We start from the raw sequence: 17,549 nt of genomic DNA, 5'->3' as shown, positions 1-17,549 counted from the left end.
TAAAACTAGAACTCGTAAGCAAGCCGAAAATCGACACGTTGATTGCCTACATCGACCGTACTCTGTTGGTACCAGGGATATGCCCAATCAAATTCCCCTACGAAATGCTTGAACAACTGCATCCTGAAACCTGCGCCACTCCCGGCCAACTTGTAATGTGTAGGATTGAGAGGCAACGGGCTCTGAATCCATAAATAGGCATAATCAAAAAATATATGGGCCCTTAAATTTTGTACAAAGTCCCAGTCCTCTTGTTTCAGAATCGGCGTTTGAAACTCAATCGATAAATTAAAACCATCATCACCCAACTGCTGAGTTTGATAGTAACCTCTCACGCTTTGCTGCCCCCCCGCTGAAAATTGCTCGTTACTGATCAGAGGTGAATCGGCTTTTTGCCCTGCAAGGCGGCCTGCAAATCTGAAATCCTTGGGTAGTTCGTGCAAGTGTCTGACAGTAGTCGTCAAGTAAGTGTAATTGGACTGGGCCTTGAAACGCCGATTCTCAAACTCCTCTTGCTCGTTGCCCAGGCCTCGGATAGAAAAGTTGAGCGCCGTATTCAGCGTAGTCAGATAGGCGTCACCCCGCCAACTGCCGTCATACCCGACTTGAAACGGGGCATAAGTAATTGGCGTTGAATCCAGGTCTTGTCCCTGAGCCGTCACGCCTTGATCGAAGCTTTTGTGGTCGAACCCCAAAGTAACGCTGTGATGATAGGTGTCCATGGTTGCCAGCGGTTTGACCAGCCTTGCACCAAAGATCGTCCCGGTGCCGATTACCGACAGGCCGCCCAGAGAAGCACCCAACTCGGTATTGGAACTGATGCCGACGCCGTAGAAAGCCAAACGGGTATCAAACAAACCAGTGGGCATGACATAAGTTCCTGACCATACATCGACTTCGTCCGGATTTTCCGGTGAGACCTGATACTGCAGCGAGGCACTGTGAAATTTCTGCCATAAGTTGTCATACCGTATCGATCCGATCACCCGAGGCCGGGTCGTACTCTCCGGATTGTTGATGTTGAGCTCGACGCTGCCGTGTAACGGCAGTTCATCATCGATACGCAATTCAACCTCGGTTTTTCCAGGTGTTGATCCCGCCCGGAAGATCGGCGTTACTTTTCGGTCAGCCGATTCCTCACTCAATGCGCTAATCTGTTCTTGCACGGCTGGCATATACGGCACCTGCCCTTTGGTCAACGAGGGTACTTTTTCGCGAATACTGCCCAAGGAGTAATAACGCGAGCCGGTTATTTTCAAGCGCTCGATCGAACCTTCGACGACGTTGAGACGGACCAAGCCGTCTACGACATCCTGTTCCGGAATTTCAACCAGCGCAGTCGGATATCCCTGTTCGCGGTATTTTTCTTCCAGTGTCTGACGCGCTTTTTCGACATCGTCTATTGACTTACCGGGTCCAAGAAAGGGGTAAACGGTTTTTTCTATCACTTGTTGATCCAGTACTGTATTTCCGTCGACCTGCAGTACCATCAAGTCGAAAGCTTCCTCACTCGTCGGCGGGTTGGAGGCATCTTCTTGATTCGAATCAGGCTCCTGTGAAAATACGGGGGCGGTGCTCAAAACAAAGCTACTCATTATCAAAACTGCGGGCACGAATCGATTCATCGATTGTTTGTCATTCCAAAATAAAATTTGATAGTTCGTAAAATGCCGAAATCCCGGAGGGTTAAACCACCGGGATTTCAACTTTTTTTTGCCGGATAATTGCTTATACACAAACACCCGACACATCCATGATTAAAGTAATTTCCCTAGTTCATTGTTTACTCCGGTATCCTTTCATGTTCATCAGCATCGACTCGTCAAATGATTGCAATGTCACTCTGCGAGATGAAAGAGACCCTGGCATCTTGCTTATCTCAACTCGACATTGACAAAACCATCGTTCGCATTTTCATCAACGACCGGTACGATTTCCAAACTGGTTATGCCGGCGTTATTGTGTGTAAACGGCACGACAGGGTTGTTGTCATTGAAGGGGATGCTAGAAGTAAAGCCGCGCGGATCACGGGTTGTGGCAAAGATGCCGGAACGGCCGAAAGCCAGGTTCGCGTTGGCATTGGCGGCAGCAGCAATGGTTGGGCTACCCAAATCGTCGGCAAAGGCTTTCAATACCCGTGTTTTCAAACTCCATTGGGCATCAGACGGTTTGAAGTTGCGGTACAAGACCACGCCTTCCGCCCAATACGGATAAGAGCCTGAAGCCACGTTCGCCAACGTCGGCGCATATCCGTCGATCTTGATATAACGCCAAGGCTCGCCACCGGTTCCATTAGCCGTCACACCGGCGTTACGGTCGCCACTGTTGACTGCAAAGCCCCAGCGTTTGGCAAAGCCTGCACCGTCCGGAACGTTGTTAAAACCGGTATTATTGGTACCGTTTTGCCAGTCAGTCAGCAAGGCGATGGTGCCGTTGACGCCCCCGGGTGATTTAGCAATGGGCAATGTAAACTCTTCTTCATCCGCATCATTTTCGGTTGTTGGTGCCGGAATATTGGTGCTTTTTAGCGCGGGGTAGTGCAGTAGCTTGGCGTAGGCAACCGCACCAATCGCTGCACCACGATTGCGACGACCTATCGCAACAGGGGTCAATTCCTCACCGGTGCCTTGCTCCTTGTAAGGTGCATCGACGCCAGCAGCATCAAGGATGTCTGGATCGGTCAAGCTTTTGACCTGATTACCATCGGTTTTGTCGACAATCTTGACTTGGTCCCAAGCCTTGATCTTTCCGGCTAGCAAAGACCCCAGAAAATCTCTGTTCAGACTGGGAATGCTCCGGTCGTCGTATCGGCCAATGACCACGTCGGCAGGCAATTTACCGGCTTTTACCTGAGCTGCCTGTAAAACCTTATACAAGTCTTGAGTCACACCAATACCGTAAACGAGCCCCCCGGTCGCAACGACATTGAAGCCATTGGCACCAGATCTTGGAACGGTTCTTAGGTTTGTCGGCCAATTCGCTTCCGGCGAACCGGTTGTGAATTCATTGACCTGTTCGGGATAATTTTCAGTACCCGGTTTCAGCAAAATTTCAGGGTCTACACCTAAAAATCCGCCATCGGAAGTGGCTTTGGTCAAATAAGTAGTTGCATTACCGGCATTGATCGTGGCAACCCAGCGTTTAGACCCATCGGAGGTCCACGCTGATTGAGGCAAACCGACGATGTTCAAATGCTCCAAAGGGAGTCCATTGCCGTTATTGGCCAACAACGGCACAACCCCGTAACCTGCAGCACCGTAAGAACGTTTCTCCAGCGCGATTTTGGCGCCAGCCAGACCGGCACCCAACGTGCTTTTACCCCGGAAATAATAAGTACGCCAGCGCGAACCCCTTTGCCCGGTGGCTGAAGTCACGTCACTGAACCAATCTGAAGTTCCAGGTTCAACGAGTGCACTTTCTACAGCCAAGTCGATGGCTCTGTCTTGCGCTGCGCCACCCGAGGTATAGATAACGATATCCGGCGCACCGTCTGTCCAGGGCGTCAAGGCTTGCGCAGAATGGGCGCCCACCAGTAAAGCGACTGCCGTAGCAATCTTGTTAAAAGAAAAGCTGGTTTTCATAGTAAAACTCCGTTTGCGATTGTGTTACCGGAAGCGTTGCGCCCGGCTGAAATTCATAGAAGAAGGAGCGGACTTGACTCCGCTCCTGGAACATCAGGCGGCTGTTGCCAGTCCGGCTTTACGGCGACCCAAGCCCAATAAACCTGCCAGCGCCGTTCCGAAAAGCCAGACGGCGGCTGGCAAAGGCACTGCAGCAGGTGCGGGTGCGTAAGCCAATTGATAATCACTGGTCAGCTTAAACGACCACAATTCTTGAGCAATTTTAGGTAGCGCATTGGAAGTTCCGATATTTGGGTCGCTGATCCACCAGAACGGCGCAGTTTCATCAAGACTGAAGATTTGGTTTGCAAAAAGAGAAGCTGAACCTAGAGTAAAGTAAAGATCGAAGAAAGAATCCGTTCCTTCAGGTGCAAGGACACCGTTAGTGGTAATTCCCTTAGATAAGATGTCATTAATCCATGAATTAACTCGGCCGGTTGATCCGGTTTGCTGGCCGGCAGCTTCAATAAGATTGTTTTTTCCCAGATTAAAATCACCCGCTGACTGACTTAAAGTCACTACACCCCATTGGGTATCGGCAGGATCACCAAAAGTGGCGGCATCTCTATTCAAGTTTCGTGTAGCACCAGAAGCTTGTAACGAGTAAGCACCCACAATCGAATATTGAAGATTTGTACTGCCTATGAAACTGGCGAAGGCGGGTATTTTTGTTAAGTCCCAATTTTGCTCGGAAGTCACTTTGCCATTAACAAAGTCGGAATAGTTCAATCCGGTATCGGCAACAAACGTATAACCAAAATTCGCGCTGTTTTGATCCCGGTCGACTACACCTAACACCACCGATGATGGTTGCCCGGACGTCTTACCGTTGACCAGCGTCGCCGATGCCTGACCTGCGACCAACGTCAGCGAAGCTAATGCTGCTAACTGATATAGTTTTTTCATAAAATCACCCTTAATTTCTAAGTAAGCCAAAAAGTTTTGAGGACTGAAACCACAGGCCTTCTATCCTGACTTTTGCATTTTTAGTGCCAAACACTTAAGTTAGTGATTTATTTGAAGTAATTCACATTTTATTACTTCATAACTGTTGATTTTTCAGCATCTGCTGTTGATGTGGTGTTGATATTTCAACTTTGCGGCTCTTTGCGAAAGCATTTGGATAAAGTTTTTCACAAACTGGCGAAGCAGAAAGGATGCTAAGTAGCGGAAGGGAACCTGATGGTGGAACAGGTTCATATATTGCACCTGAGTAATCTGTATCCTAATCCATAATGTTTAAAGATCACTCGCCCCCACCATCAAAGCAATGTCGCCGGGCGAATTTATTGCGCTTACACAACTAATATACTTTCACGGTAACGTGATGGAGTTTACAAAAGGGAAAAGTGCAATTGCGATAGTGAGAAATTTCAGAGGGACCAAAAATTTCACAGATGATAATTTTTAGGCCAGAGGTTACTCTGTGATAACGGTAGGTTTGAATGAAATGGCTAGAAATTACATCAGGAAACAAGAAGCGGGAGAGATCACTAAACAACCCTCTGCTAAAGCAGGTGGGTTTGAATAACGGACTGAAAGCCGGATACGCGTCGACTGAACGACGCGTCGTTAGGCATCAAAATTATGGATAGATTCTGTTGCACATCAACTTTTGTTGATCAACTTTTGCTTAATCTGTAATCCACAAAAAGCCGTATTCATGCCAATGTAGCGCTTTCTAAACCAGCTTTTCACCTAAGCATCAGAAAGGTTTGTAGCTAAAGCTAACCAGCTGAAGCCGTTGGTTTAAACCTTATGATGGAAAATTAATGGCCATTTTTGGCTCAGTTTTATTGGCCATTAACAGCAACGTTGGTCTATCGGAAAACAAAAAATCTGCGAGTGGTGCAGTTATTACTCGACTATACGAAATTAGAAAGCATAGTTCGAAATTTGGGTATTGAGGTGGATGACCCACTGGAGCTTTCAGAGCAAACTGAGGTTTAGGCTTTGGATCATATGCGTGAGTGGCCGCTTTTGAGTAAGTTGCTCGTACATACCCAAAACAATAACTTATTCTCTCTGACCGCTTATGGCCTGTTCGAGCCAAAGACGACTCAAGGTTGCTTGCCGAAAAGCTGTCATTTGCTCAACTTTGGTATCGAAAATTTCGCCGGCATCCTCAACGGCCGGTTATGGCCGATTCTGTTGAAAAAGTCGGTTTTTTGAGAGTTAAGCGGAAGGGCGTTTTGATTGATTGCCGTGGTTTTTCAGCAGCTGGCAGGTGAGTTTTTTGCTTTTTGGTGCATGAATACGACTTCTATTGCCGTTATGCGGGTATTAATTGGTTTACTGGTTCATTTATTGCCAACCTCTTGGCCATTCGCCTTAGATTTTGGGCCGTCGCCGCCAATAGAAACTCATCTTTGGCATTACTGAAGCCTCGTAACCGTAGCTTGTCCATTTTTAAGATGCGCTTGAGATGGGCAAACAGCATTTCCACCTTCTTGCGCTCCTTGCGTGACTGCTGATAAGCATCGGTTTTGGTAATGGCACGAGCGACATCACGGGCCGATTCGTGGGGGCTTCGATCGATTTGACGATTAGCCATGTTAGGACAACACCGCGCTTTGAGCGGACAGGCTTGGCAATCCAATTGGCTGGCGCGATAGCGATAAGGGTTTTTCTGTTTGCTGCGCCAAGCGGGTTTCAGACACTTACCCGCTGGATAGATATACTGATTATTCTCCGCATCATAGGTAAAGTCAGAGCGGCCAAAAGTGCCATCGGTGCGTTCTGACTTATCAAATACGGGTACATGCGGTTCTATGTTTTTTTCATCGACCAACCATCCGAGCATGGCGGCTGAACCATAGTTGGTATCACCCACCAAACGTTCGGGTTTCAAACCAAACGTCTCTTCTACCCGATCAATCATGGTCCGAGTCGCCTCCACTTCGGCCGCTTTATTGACCGCTGAGGCTTCTACGTCGAGGATGATGCCGGCTTCCAAGTCGATCAAGTAATTGGTTGAATAGGCAAAGAATGCTGGACCACCGGGTGCGGCCGTCCAGGTAGCCGACGGATCAGTCAGTGAAAGAGTCCGAGTGGATTCTTTGGGATCATTCGTTTCTTCTAGTGCCGCGAGATATTCACGAACCGGCAGTGTGGCTTGGTCAGGATCACCCCAATCAATGTCATCACCACTTTCAACTCGACGTTGCCGTTGGGCATCGGCTTTGATGATGCTGGCGTCGGTGGCAAAACCCTCGCCACGCACCAGACCTTCTGCCATGCATCGTTTCAGGACCGTTTCAAACACTAGCCGAAAAGCCTGACTGTCCCGAAAACGGCCCAGGCGATTCTTGGAAAAGGTGGAATGATCCGGCACGGGATCGTCTAAATCCAGTTTGCAAAACCAACGATAAGCCAAGTTGACATGCACTTCTTCACACAGACGACGTTCGGAACGAATGCCAAAACAATAGCCGAGAATCAACATGCGGATCATCAGTTCGGGTGCAATCGATGGCCGACCGATAGGGCTGTAATGCTCCGCCAATTGCTGACGAAAATCACCTAGGTCGAGAAAATGATTAATGCCTCGAAGCAGATGATCTTTGGGAATGTGGTTTTCGAGACTGAAACAGAAAAACAACTGCTCCTGAATCCCGGATTGTTGTCCCATCATGGCGTCACCTCATGATTGAATGGCTGTTGGCGGTATTTTACTACGGTGGGAGCCGAATGTCAGGGGACTTTTTCAACAGAATCGGCCGTAACAATACGATCAATCTCTAATCAACCAAGCCAAAAGATATCCGAAAGTCAAATACCAACCAGTTGATCAAATTCAGCGATCAAGACTGTCGGCTATCAATCCAACCTCATTCTGCAAATAGCCGTAAAATGTTTATGGCGCTCCCTCAGATAAATATCCAGTTGGAATTTACCCACATCGATGCACGTTTTCTCATTTTTGTTTGTCATAGTGTTCCTTACTTGCTAAATTCGGGCTCGAAGCCCATCCGACTGTTCGAAACAAAAATCGGGTCGGAGAAGCGTCCAGGCTTGTTTACAGTATCAAAGTACCTGGCGCGCATCGGACTAATCCTCCGGTAACTAGTTACTGATGTCCACGTGCTTCACTTTAGCAAAGAATAAATTTTGAAAAACAGGGATATGAAACCATACAAGCCACTCAGGTAGACGCCTGAGCTGAATCGTTATAACTTGGTGAAAGTACAGATATCTAGACAAATAACGGGATCAGATACAAAGTATTGGAATTTATCTTAACGAGCCTTGGCATAAACAATTATGACAAACCGACTGCCCCAGAAAGCCTCCTCGACTATATCGATGCTCCAGGATCTTGCGAAGTTGGCAAACTATTCTCTCATGGACACGCTCAACTGTGACCCTGACGCGACAAAAAACGGTGACGACCACGCGCCGCGACAAGTCTTTACGGGACATTATGTCCCCGTCAAGCCGACTCCAATCATAGACCCTGAGTATGTAGCTCACAGCAAAAACTTTTTTTCCGAGCTTGGCTTTGCCGACAGCATGGCAGAGTCCTCCGATTTCGTCCGCATGTTCTCCGGCGACATCTCTCAGGTTCCAGAGCCGATGCGCAAGGTCGGTTGGGCGAGTGGGTACGCACTTTCCATTTACGGCACTGAATACATCCAGCAGTGTCCGTTCCAAACTGGCAACGGATATGGAGACGGTCGTGCAGTTTCTGTGCTTGAGGCCGTCATCAACGGTCGACGCTGGGAGATGCAGCTGAAAGGTGGCGGCCGCACGCCATATTGCCGCGGCGCAGACGGTCGCGCTGTCTTGCGGTCGAGTATCCGCGAGTTCTTGGCTCAGGAGCACATGCACGTACTGGGCGTGCCGACATCGCGGTCTTTGAGTTTGTACGTTTCAAAAACGGAGAAGGTAAAGCGACCGTGGTACTCGGAGGGTTCGCGCTCGGAGAATCCTGACATGCTTATATCTGAGGCTGTCGCCATATCGACACGAGTCGCGCCGTCGTTCATTCGCGTCGGCCAACTTGAACTTTTCGCTCGCCGTACCCGTAAAAACGAACATCCGAAAGCGCTGGAAGAACTGGAGAAGATTGTGCTGCACTTGATTGATCGTGAGTACGCTGACGTTGTCAATAAGCAATTCACAACTCCCGATAAATTGATGTTGCTGGCACGCGAGTTTCGTAGCCGCCTCACGTCATTGGTGGCGAACTGGATCCGCGTCGGCTTCTGCCAGGGTAACTTCAACAGCGACAACTGTGCAGTCGGTGGTTTTACACTTGATTATGGCCCCTTCGGCTTTTGCGATGTGTTTAACCCCCATTATCAGCCTTGGACGGGAGGCGGTCATCACTTCTCGTTCATGAATCAACCAAACGCAGCGCAAAGCAATTTCGATATGTTTTGTTCGTCGTTGCGGCCTTTGCTGGCATCGCATCAGGACTATTTGCTAAAGCTCGACGAGATTCAAAGTGGATTCTCGAAAGTTATGGAAACGCAAATGGAAAAGATGTGGGCCGCCAAGCTGGGTCTTAGTAATTTGAAAACAGCGTCTCATAAGGCACTTTGCAGCGCACTACTCAGCGAGCTAGGAACACTCATGGTGCAAACGCCTGTCGATTACACTATTTTCTTCCGCGAGCTCTCGTCGGTACCCGACGACATTGGCTCACTCAAGAAAAGCTTCTACAATAACGCGGCGCATGATACTCCCACCAAAGAGATAGATAAGCGTTGGGCAGCGTGGCTCGCGAAGTGGAAAACACTTCTCAGCAGTTCCAGTGAGGAAACTTCTAGGCAGATGAAGCTTGTAAACCCAAAGTACATTTTGCGAGAGTGGTTTGTTGTGCCGGCATATCAGCAAGCAGCTGTGGGAAATTATTCTCTAATTCGAGAACTTCAGGACGTGATGACGCAGCCATATGAAGAGCAGTCGAAGGACGTGGAAGATAAATACTATAGGTTGAAACCGCCGGAGTTCTTTGAGGTGGGTGGATTGTCCCACCTTAGTTGCTCGTCGTGATTCGTTGGAATTGAAAAAGTAGTGCCAGATACGAATGGCACTTACTTAAGCTTCTTCGGATGCCCATATTTTTTCACGTGTTCCCTCGCCTGACCTCTTGGCACAACAAGTAATGGATAGGGTTTCGGTCTTCGTTTTACAGCTCTTGGTTCGATACGACCGGAACGATTTCCAACCCGCTGTTGCGCCATTAATTCGCAAACCACCCACAGCATGTGGTTGTCTGAAGTGTTTGTTTGCCTGCTCCCTATCAGCTACAGTTGCAGACTGTGTTTGAAGCTGATTTCGCTCGGTAGAATACCGGCCAGGATGGCAGCTTGCATAATCAGCAAGCGGATCAGATTATAGGCCAGCAAATAACACCCAATCTCCTTGATAACCATCTCTGGAATACGCAACAGTGCCGACATCAACACCGTAACCAATCTCATCCTCAATAAGAAGATAAGTTGCAATACTAAACTGAAAAATTGTGAGCGCCATTTGAGTAAAAAATCTGGGAATTTATCGAAGCTGATTGACATCCGATGTCCTTGAACATTCGTCAACTAAACGTCCGTTTTTTTGTTTTCGACGTCAGCTTTGGAAAAATCGATCGACTGTTTAAGCCCGAGTCGAGCCAAAGAGAATGCAAAGTTGCTTGCCGAAAAGCTGTCATTCGCTCAACTTAGGTATCGAAAATTTCGCCAGCATCCTCAACGGCCGGTTATGGCCGGGTCAAGTCAAAGAGGACTCAAGGTAGCTCGCCGCAAAGCTGCCATTCGTTGAATTTAGCGACGAAAAATTACGCCGGCATCGCTAACAGCCGGTTTTGGCCGAGTTGACACGATCAGCCTAGACTAACCTCAAGTGAATTGTGCGTCAGCTTTGCGTCAATATCCAAAAAGCTAACTTTGTAGAGACACAAAAACGGAAGCTATACCGAACCATTTAAACTTTTTCCCGCGCCTCCCAAGACATAGCAACTGGATATTACATATCTGACTGGCGTCGGTTCAGGGGATCTTGTCGGTAGTAAAGTTGCAGTTGTTCGTAAACGTCTGAAAAATGCATGTATATTACTTGCGGTGCAGTGAAAAAGTATTCACTGAATACAGCAAAGAATTCGGCTGGACTGCTAGCTGCATAGGAATTCACTGTCGTTGGGCGCTCATTCATCAGACTTTGCTCCAGCTGTTGGTAGGCTGCGCTGAGTGTTTGAGTCCAATCCGGAATCGACATAGCAACATGTAAAGGTGGCATGCCATTACAACTGCCATTCAATATATCCAGCTTGTGGGCTATCTCATGAATAATCACGCTGTGACCGTGATGACCCTCTTTTATGTCCCATTCGATATCTTCCCAGGACAAAATCACCGGACCTCTCGACCAAGCCTCCCCACTCAAGATACGATCCTGATGATGGACGATGCCATCAGCATCCTTTTCGTCGCGAGCAACATGAAACGCTGAGGGGTAAATCAGTAGGTCGCTCCACCCAGATAATAGACTCAAGCCTAAATGCAGTACCGGCAGGCACGCGTGCACTGCTAGGGTAACGCGCATGTTGTCGGTGATGGATAGATTGACCCCGATAATGGTTTTTTCTTGGAGAAATAATGTACTTAATTCCCGCAAGTGGGCTTTTTCGACCGCGCTTAATCCTTGCAGTACATCTAAATTTTCTGTAACGGCATGCCAGACAGCTTGCTCAATAGGGTGACGGTGCAGAATGGTGCGGGTTTTGGCACGCTTAAAAAAATTCATGGTATTTAAGCGCTAAGCCGAGTGTTAACGCTTTGCCAATTTGATGATAATCGCCTTTTCTTCATCATTGACTCTGTATTCAATCCAGCACACGCCTAACTTGGGCGCCACAGGTATGGCATTTCCCATCCAACAGGATGTCTACGCCATTGGCTAATACCGCATAATCGATTATGGTGGTACTGCCGCGGCATTGACTACACCAAACCGATTGCAGAATCACCTTTCGGCGGGTATCCGGTATAGCCCGCCATAGCCTTTCACTGGCTAAGTTAATCGGTTGTGTCATAGTTTTTTCCATAGGGCATGAATAATAACAGCGGATTCATCTTCTGGATGGCGCTCGCCACAATCCTGTAATAGCCTATTGCCCAGGGCATACAGCCAAGCATTGCGAATCGCCGGCCCTAGATTCAGGTGATAATCGACAAGTTCGTGTTCCGGCTTCACGGCCAGGGGTGATTGATCAGCATCGCTTAGTATCAGTAACAACGGCTCAATCATAGCTGATACAGTGACGGGAAGCTGTAAGCCTTCCCGTTGAGGGGTTAAGCCCTGAGTTTTCATGCGTTAGGGTCCTTGGCTGCCTAATGGTGAAATTCAAATCGCTCGGTTTAATGGTCAAGCTTTGGTCAGTGTAACGCTTTTCTTGGTATAGCAAGAGGTTGGCGTCATTGGTCACCGACTTGTCACAAGGTTATCCACAGCTTTTGTGGATAACTGAGGCTCGGGGCGTCAACCACGTTATGGGTTCGTTCAGGTATCAGCCGCCTTACACCCGTTTTTGGGTATTGGCCAACAACACATGCACGGCATAAGCCACGATCAACACCCCGATCGGCAACGCTTGCGGCGGAATTGCAAACGGCAAGGTCAAGCTTATGAACAGCAGATAACATGCCGCCAAGAGGGCATACAGGCTATAGCGATGTGCCATGGGGCTGGGATAATCAAAATTGGTTTGGCTGATTTTGCGACGTATCAAGCCGTCGATGACAAAGGGTAGTAGCGCAACCAGCAGAAAGGGACACCAGATACAAGCCGTGATGAAGCGCTTGATCATCTGATACACGGTATCCCACAACACATCCAGTCGGCTTTGGATAAAGGGAAACAGGTCATAACGCCCCACGTCTTCAAAGCCTTTGGATAGCTGCCGCTCATGCTCGGTCGGAATGAAGTAGTGATACACGCTTGGACGGATGCCGGTTTGCACAAATAATCGGTCAAACCAGTATTGGCTGGTGGCTTGGATTTCACGTGCTTTTTGAGTGCCGAAATAATCCAGCAGCCTTTGGTCTTCCTCCAGCTGGAACTGTCGGGTCCAATCATCCGAGACAAAACCGGCCACCACCACGATTTCCAGCAGCCAGATCAGTAGACTGAACAGCAGGTTGCGTGGCATGGTTAAGCTTGACGCTTGTCCAAATGCGAACGCAGTATCGGCAAGCGGCCTTTGACAATGCGGCCGCCGGATAACTTGGCAATATAATGCAGGTCAGGCAGTTGACCCAACAGTTGGGGTGCAAACAAATCGCCTTCTTCTTCCATCAGACGTTCACCGACATTACCGGAAAACATGCTGGGATTGGTGGCGCTGGTGGCGACGCCCTGGGTACGCATGATGTATTTCAATCGGGTCTTCGGCAGATTGTCGGTAATGTACTGCTGGGTTTCACTGTCCATGATCCGCAGGGCAATCAGGTTGTTGACGTTGCCCAGTACCTGGCGGGCTTTGTCCTGGGAACCGGTGCGGGCGGCAAAGTCGGCAAAGGTTTGGGTGGCAATGAACAAGCGAATCTTGGCGCCGCGGCCTTTGTTCAGCACTTGAATGAACGGATCGTTGATGACTTCGGCAGCCTCGTCGACAAACACATTCACGGGCCGGTCCGAGACGCCGTAGTTGTAACGATCGCCGGCGACGGCGGCCAAGTCGGCCAACAGAATCGAACCAATCGCACTACCAACCATGCCATCCGATAACGAGTCCAGGCCGATATAAGCGACCTGGGCTTTTTGAATAATGTAGCCGGTATTCGTGATGGGTCTTAAGTCGTCGATATCCTGCGGATTGGGCGACAATAAAGGCCCCAACGAACCTGAAGTCAACATGTTCATGAGTGGAATTAGCGAGGCGACCATCTTACTGAAGTGGGCCCGGTCATGTTCGAACAGCGATAACAAGCCTTCCAGATCCAGGTTGGCTGCTTGGTACTGCACGACTTCTCGGTAAAAATGCACTAATCCCAACGCTTTTGAGTCGATGTCCTTGGCATTTTTCAGGTAAGGCCGCGCCTCTTGCCGCCAATGGCCCAAGCTATTATCGTAATAGCGTTCCAACGCCTGAATCACCAAGGTCGAAGGCCCCCCCTCCAGATAACGGCGCAATTTCACCAACGTTGGCCGCTCCTCGATCACCATCAAGCCTTGAATCACGTTATCCAGCGATTTTTGGCCAAAGGCTTTGAACGGATCGTTGCTGCTTTCGCTGGGCGAAATGGCGCTGATACGGCTGGCGATTTCAGAAGGCCGGTTGAAATTGTGCAAAGGATCCAGTCGCACACTGTCTTCCGGAAACGCCGGATGGAAATACACGAAGCGATCCGGCCGCTTGGCTAAGGCACAGGCGCGCTTGGCGCAGGCCATCAGATCCTTGTCGCCTTTGGGATCGATGATGATCACGGCTTCGCCGCGCAACACCGCTTGCGTGACCAGAATATCGAAAGCACGGGTTTTGCCGGCGCCGGTGGTGCCGACTAACAGGGTATGGCCAGCGGTATGCTGTAAAGGCTGCCGGATATCGCTTTCAGAAATTTCCAAGCCATGGATCCAGGCCGAGCCCATGCGTTGATGATCACTCGGAATCAACGTCGAGACATCGCGTTTCAAAATCTCATACGCCAACTGCGCATGTTTTTGCACCCAATCGAATCCCCAGCCGAACCACAACTCGTCAGGATGTCGCTTGACCCTTTGCCCAAGTTTCTTGGCGTCCAGGTATTGAAATCGAAATTGCCTTAAACGCCGTTTACAGTACCAAAGTACTAATGCCGACGGCAGCCGCCAACAGACCATCACCCCACACACGGTCATCAACCAGTTGAATGGCTCGCGCGGCAAGCCCGACCAATGACTGATCAGATAAGCTAATCCGGCACCACCCAGCCAGCCGCTGATGGCATATCTCTCAAATATCGGTCGCCAGGGAAACTGATAGTCGTAATCGGACTTCATGGTTTGATGCGCACTTTAATGCCTTGTCCGCGACCGATCACCTGGCAATCACTGTGTTGGCTGATATCACGTAAAAAATCATAACGCTGCAGTTCCGGATGCGCATCCAGGTAGCGGAATAACTCGTCATCAGAGACCGTTTGCCAGTGACTATCCGGTTGCGCGTGGTTCATTGCCGATTGGGCACTGCGTACTGACTGTAGCCACTCATTAACGGCCTTCGAGGAATCTTTGGCATGCTTGTCCGTGGAGTCAATGGCGGAGCACATTGCAGAAGTTGCCGGTTTAGCTGAGGGAGTAGACAGTACCTGCAAATTCATTTGTGAGGTGCCGTTGGCGGCCTTACGGGACTTGCTCGGCATGGCTTTTGTTTTGGGCTGTTCAGATTGTTTGCCATCCGTTGTTTGATCAGAACCTGCCGGCATCATCAAGATTTGCATCATCTCAGCCGGTTCTGTCGCCAATTGCACGACGCGCTTTTGATTGATGGTTTGTACTTTGCGCATGGGGGACAGTAGGTCGGTGACCAGCCAGCCTTTCTCGGCCAAGACTTGTATGAACAGATCGCTTTCGACCTTTAGCTTTTGTGGCGTTTCCGGAAAAGGCAACAGGCATTTACCCTGCTTAATCAACACGGCCTGAGCACTTTCCACCTCACCTTGATGGATAAGTGAGGTCATTTCAAGCAGCCACGCGCCGGCTTGACCTTGGCTTTTGAGCCATTGTCGGGCCATTGCATGAGGGTCTGCGGTCAATTCAGCTGTATTGTCGACAGGCAATGCTTGTTCCTGGCGGGTCGATTTTGTCGTCGTTTTATCGATTTCAGATATCGCTTGGGTTACAGCGACGTTTTTAGTTTCGCTGGTTGTCAACCCATCAGGTTTGGCTTGCAGGGGTTCTGCAGCGACTTCCCAATCTTGGCTCACCACATCTGTTATCAAATCAGGGTTGGCTTCAACGGCTTCAGCGAGCTGCTGGGGAGTGGGCTCTTGCGCAGGCGGTTTAAAATTGATTTTGGTGGCTTTATTTTCACTCGCTTTTGCCGACGTCATTGGCGAGGCTTTAACTGGACGGGTCTGCTCGGGTGAACCACTATCCGAGGGCGTTTTAGCCTCAGTCTCTGCACCGACTTCAATCCCCTCTATTGCCACTGGCGGCTCATTGCTGAAAATGGATTCGATCGAAGTAAGGCGCAGCAGGTAGAAAACCGCATCCAGTCCGACTGGCTGCATACGCCAATAGCGAAATTGCCGGCCATCGGGTAAAACCTTGGGTATCGCCAAGCCGCGCTCGATCAAAATATCCGCCAAGGTATCTTCGTCGCGCGGAATGCCGGGGACTTTGTCTTTGGCCAGCAGGCTGACAATATCTTGGGCCCCACTACGCCAGACGATATGTAGGCCTTCCTGGAATCGCCACAGCCGGGCGCCTTTTTCGTTGACGGCCCATTGGCCCGATTTGAGCAAGCGGCGCATGGCGTCGAACAGGTATTTCTCGACCGGCATACCCAAAGCGACATCCACCGACTGGACATGGGCTTTCAAATCCCGCTCGACACTTTTGCAATCCGCGGTCACGACCAGTTCATACAATTTACTGCCACGATCCAGCCCGTGAATGGTTTCCAGCATGGCTTGCATGATGTCAGGTCCGGGTTCCAACAGGTAAGCACGGGACTCCCGGGTCAACACCCGTTCGATGACCAAGGCCGAAAATTGTTCATGGCGTTTATGCCGGTTTTCCCGCCAACGTAAAAAATAGCGTTCGATGTGATGCTGCGCGGCCCACTCAGTCAAGTTTTCATCACAGGGATTCCAGGTATGCCGACCTTGGCTATCGACCACGGCCATGTCGGACACCGGTTTGCCGATGTCATGCAGCAAACCAGCAAAACACACGGCCAGTCGCCAGCGTAGCTCCAAGCCTTTGCGTACGCTGGGTGTAGCATCGGCTGCAAACAAGCAGCCTTGCGCTGCCAGGGTCGCCCAATGCGCCACTTCCAATCCATGCCGAAACAAACCACCGGCACCGCGATGATGATGCGATTCCGAGGCGGGCAATAGGTGGCTAAAGGCGGCATAGCGGGTCATCACCGGCAAGGCAATCGTTTGGTACAGTGCATCCGGTAATGCCAGAGCCTGCTCGATGGCCTGGATCAGTTCGGTTTGAGTGCTCAGGATGCGATCTACCGAGGCTGCTGGCAGGCCCTTCATGAACGGCGGATACCGGGGAATCTCTTCGCTGGGCGATGCCGGGATAACAGTAGGCAAAGCGGTCTTCTCGCCCCAGAGACGTTGGCCGATACGTTGGATGAAGGATGACGGGGTGTTTTCCATGGTGCCACATCGTGACAGAAAGTTTTTAACTCTTTTCTACAATAAATGGCGAATTCGACATTTATTGCAGCCTGATCCAAAAAAATTGTTATTACTGTGTTGCGCTTTCTGATTCATCTGGAGGCAGCATGAACACGCACACCCATCACCCCAAAATTCGATCATCTAGCCCGGTATACGGCTTGTTACCGCTGGTGTTCTGCACGGCCTGCACCACTTCGGTATCACCGGAGATTCGTGACCACGAAACCGTCATCGCATCGATGATGACCGATTCCAACCCGCCTTGGCGCCTGGATTGTGCTTGGCAAACCGGAGGGCTGGGCGGTTCAGCGTTACGGACCGCGTCGATAGAACATGTCGTCAGGCAAGTGGCTCAGCCATGGCGAGCAGTAACCGATGCCAAGCCTATCCCTGAAAACAGCCTTGCGGGTTCAATCGAATTAACGCAGATCGACGACCCGTCTCGACTGGAACGCGCCTGGCGAAAATATTGCCATCATCAGCTTGATCTGTCGATTGAGGAACGCGCACTGATCGACTCGACAGCCATGCCAACTGCCTTGCAGCACGCCTGCAATCCCAGCAGCCTGATGAAATAAGGGGGCGG

13 protein-coding genes are annotated in these 17,549 nt (G+C 49.9%); 2 read left to right on the top strand and 11 right to left on the bottom strand.

Translation table 11 applies throughout. From position 1 onward, the window contains the following. Positions 1-5: 5 nt before the first annotated feature. From GO003_RS08600 to GO003_RS08585, 4 genes are all read right to left on the bottom strand, one after another. A complete protein-coding gene (locus GO003_RS08600; RefSeq protein WP_159651904.1) occupies positions 6-1,595 on the bottom strand; it encodes a ShlB/FhaC/HecB family hemolysin secretion/activation protein in 1,590 nt (529 codons plus the stop codon). Positions 1,596-1,874: 279 nt separating this feature from the next. Further along, the gene (locus tag GO003_RS08595; RefSeq protein WP_159651902.1) at positions 1,875-3,581 is read right to left on the bottom strand and encodes a hypothetical protein; all 1,707 of its coding nucleotides are present in this window, start codon (positions 3,579-3,581) and stop codon (positions 1,875-1,877) included. Between the two features lie 93 nt (positions 3,582-3,674). Next, positions 3,675-4,526, bottom strand: coding sequence for a hypothetical protein (locus tag GO003_RS08590; RefSeq protein ID WP_231088885.1), 852 nt, complete (start codon positions 4,524-4,526; stop codon positions 3,675-3,677). Positions 4,527-5,892: 1,366 nt separating this feature from the next. After that, positions 5,893-7,254, bottom strand: coding sequence for a transposase (locus GO003_RS08585; RefSeq protein WP_159651900.1), 1,362 nt, complete (start codon positions 7,252-7,254; stop codon positions 5,893-5,895). A 710-nt stretch (positions 7,255-7,964) separates the two neighbouring features. Between GO003_RS08585 and GO003_RS08580 the strand changes: the two genes are divergently transcribed. Further along, on the top strand, positions 7,965-9,620 hold the full coding sequence (locus GO003_RS08580) for a protein adenylyltransferase SelO (protein WP_231088883.1): 1,656 nt from the start codon (positions 7,965-7,967) through the stop codon (positions 9,618-9,620). A 254-nt stretch (positions 9,621-9,874) separates the two neighbouring features. On the opposite strand, the gene GO003_RS08575 is transcribed toward GO003_RS08580, so the two are convergent. The 7 genes from GO003_RS08575 to mobH form a co-directional block, all read right to left on the bottom strand. Next, complete coding sequence (locus tag GO003_RS08575) at positions 9,875-10,144, bottom strand: hypothetical protein (protein WP_159659263.1); 270 nt, start codon at positions 10,142-10,144, stop codon at positions 9,875-9,877. Between the two features lie 448 nt (positions 10,145-10,592). Beyond that, complete coding sequence (locus tag GO003_RS08570) at positions 10,593-11,369, bottom strand: M90 family metallopeptidase (RefSeq protein ID WP_159659262.1); 777 nt, start codon at positions 11,367-11,369, stop codon at positions 10,593-10,595. Between the two features lie 79 nt (positions 11,370-11,448). Beyond that, complete coding sequence (locus GO003_RS08565; RefSeq protein WP_159659261.1) at positions 11,449-11,658, bottom strand: hypothetical protein; 210 nt, start codon at positions 11,656-11,658, stop codon at positions 11,449-11,451. After that, entirely contained in the window at positions 11,655-11,936 is a 282-nt protein-coding gene (locus tag GO003_RS08560; protein WP_159659260.1) for a DUF6794 domain-containing protein, read from the bottom strand. The genes GO003_RS08565 and GO003_RS08560 overlap by 4 nt, the downstream gene beginning before the upstream one ends. Before the next feature lie 205 nt (positions 11,937-12,141). Continuing rightward, a complete protein-coding gene (locus GO003_RS08555) occupies positions 12,142-12,774 on the bottom strand; it encodes a DUF4400 domain-containing protein (protein ID WP_159659259.1) in 633 nt (210 codons plus the stop codon). Between the two features lie 2 nt (positions 12,775-12,776). Continuing rightward, entirely contained in the window at positions 12,777-14,603 is a 1,827-nt protein-coding gene (gene traD / locus GO003_RS08550; RefSeq protein WP_159659258.1) for a conjugative transfer system coupling protein TraD, read from the bottom strand. Continuing rightward, positions 14,600-16,939 carry a MobH family relaxase gene (gene mobH, locus GO003_RS08545; protein ID WP_159659257.1) on the bottom strand — a complete coding sequence of 780 codons (2,340 nt, stop codon included), beginning with the start codon at positions 16,937-16,939 and terminating at the stop codon, positions 14,600-14,602. The genes traD and mobH overlap by 4 nt, the downstream gene beginning before the upstream one ends. A 128-nt stretch (positions 16,940-17,067) precedes the next feature. Between mobH and GO003_RS08540 the strand changes: the two genes are divergently transcribed. Beyond that, entirely contained in the window at positions 17,068-17,541 is a 474-nt protein-coding gene (locus tag GO003_RS08540; RefSeq protein ID WP_231088881.1) for a hypothetical protein, read from the top strand. Positions 17,542-17,549: the final 8 nt, after the last annotated feature.

The organism is Methylicorpusculum oleiharenae (genome assembly GCF_009828925.2).
GTDB classification, from domain to species: Bacteria; Pseudomonadota; Gammaproteobacteria; order Methylococcales; family Methylomonadaceae; genus Methylicorpusculum; species Methylicorpusculum oleiharenae.
This window is presented reverse-complemented; position numbering and strand designations above follow the sequence as displayed.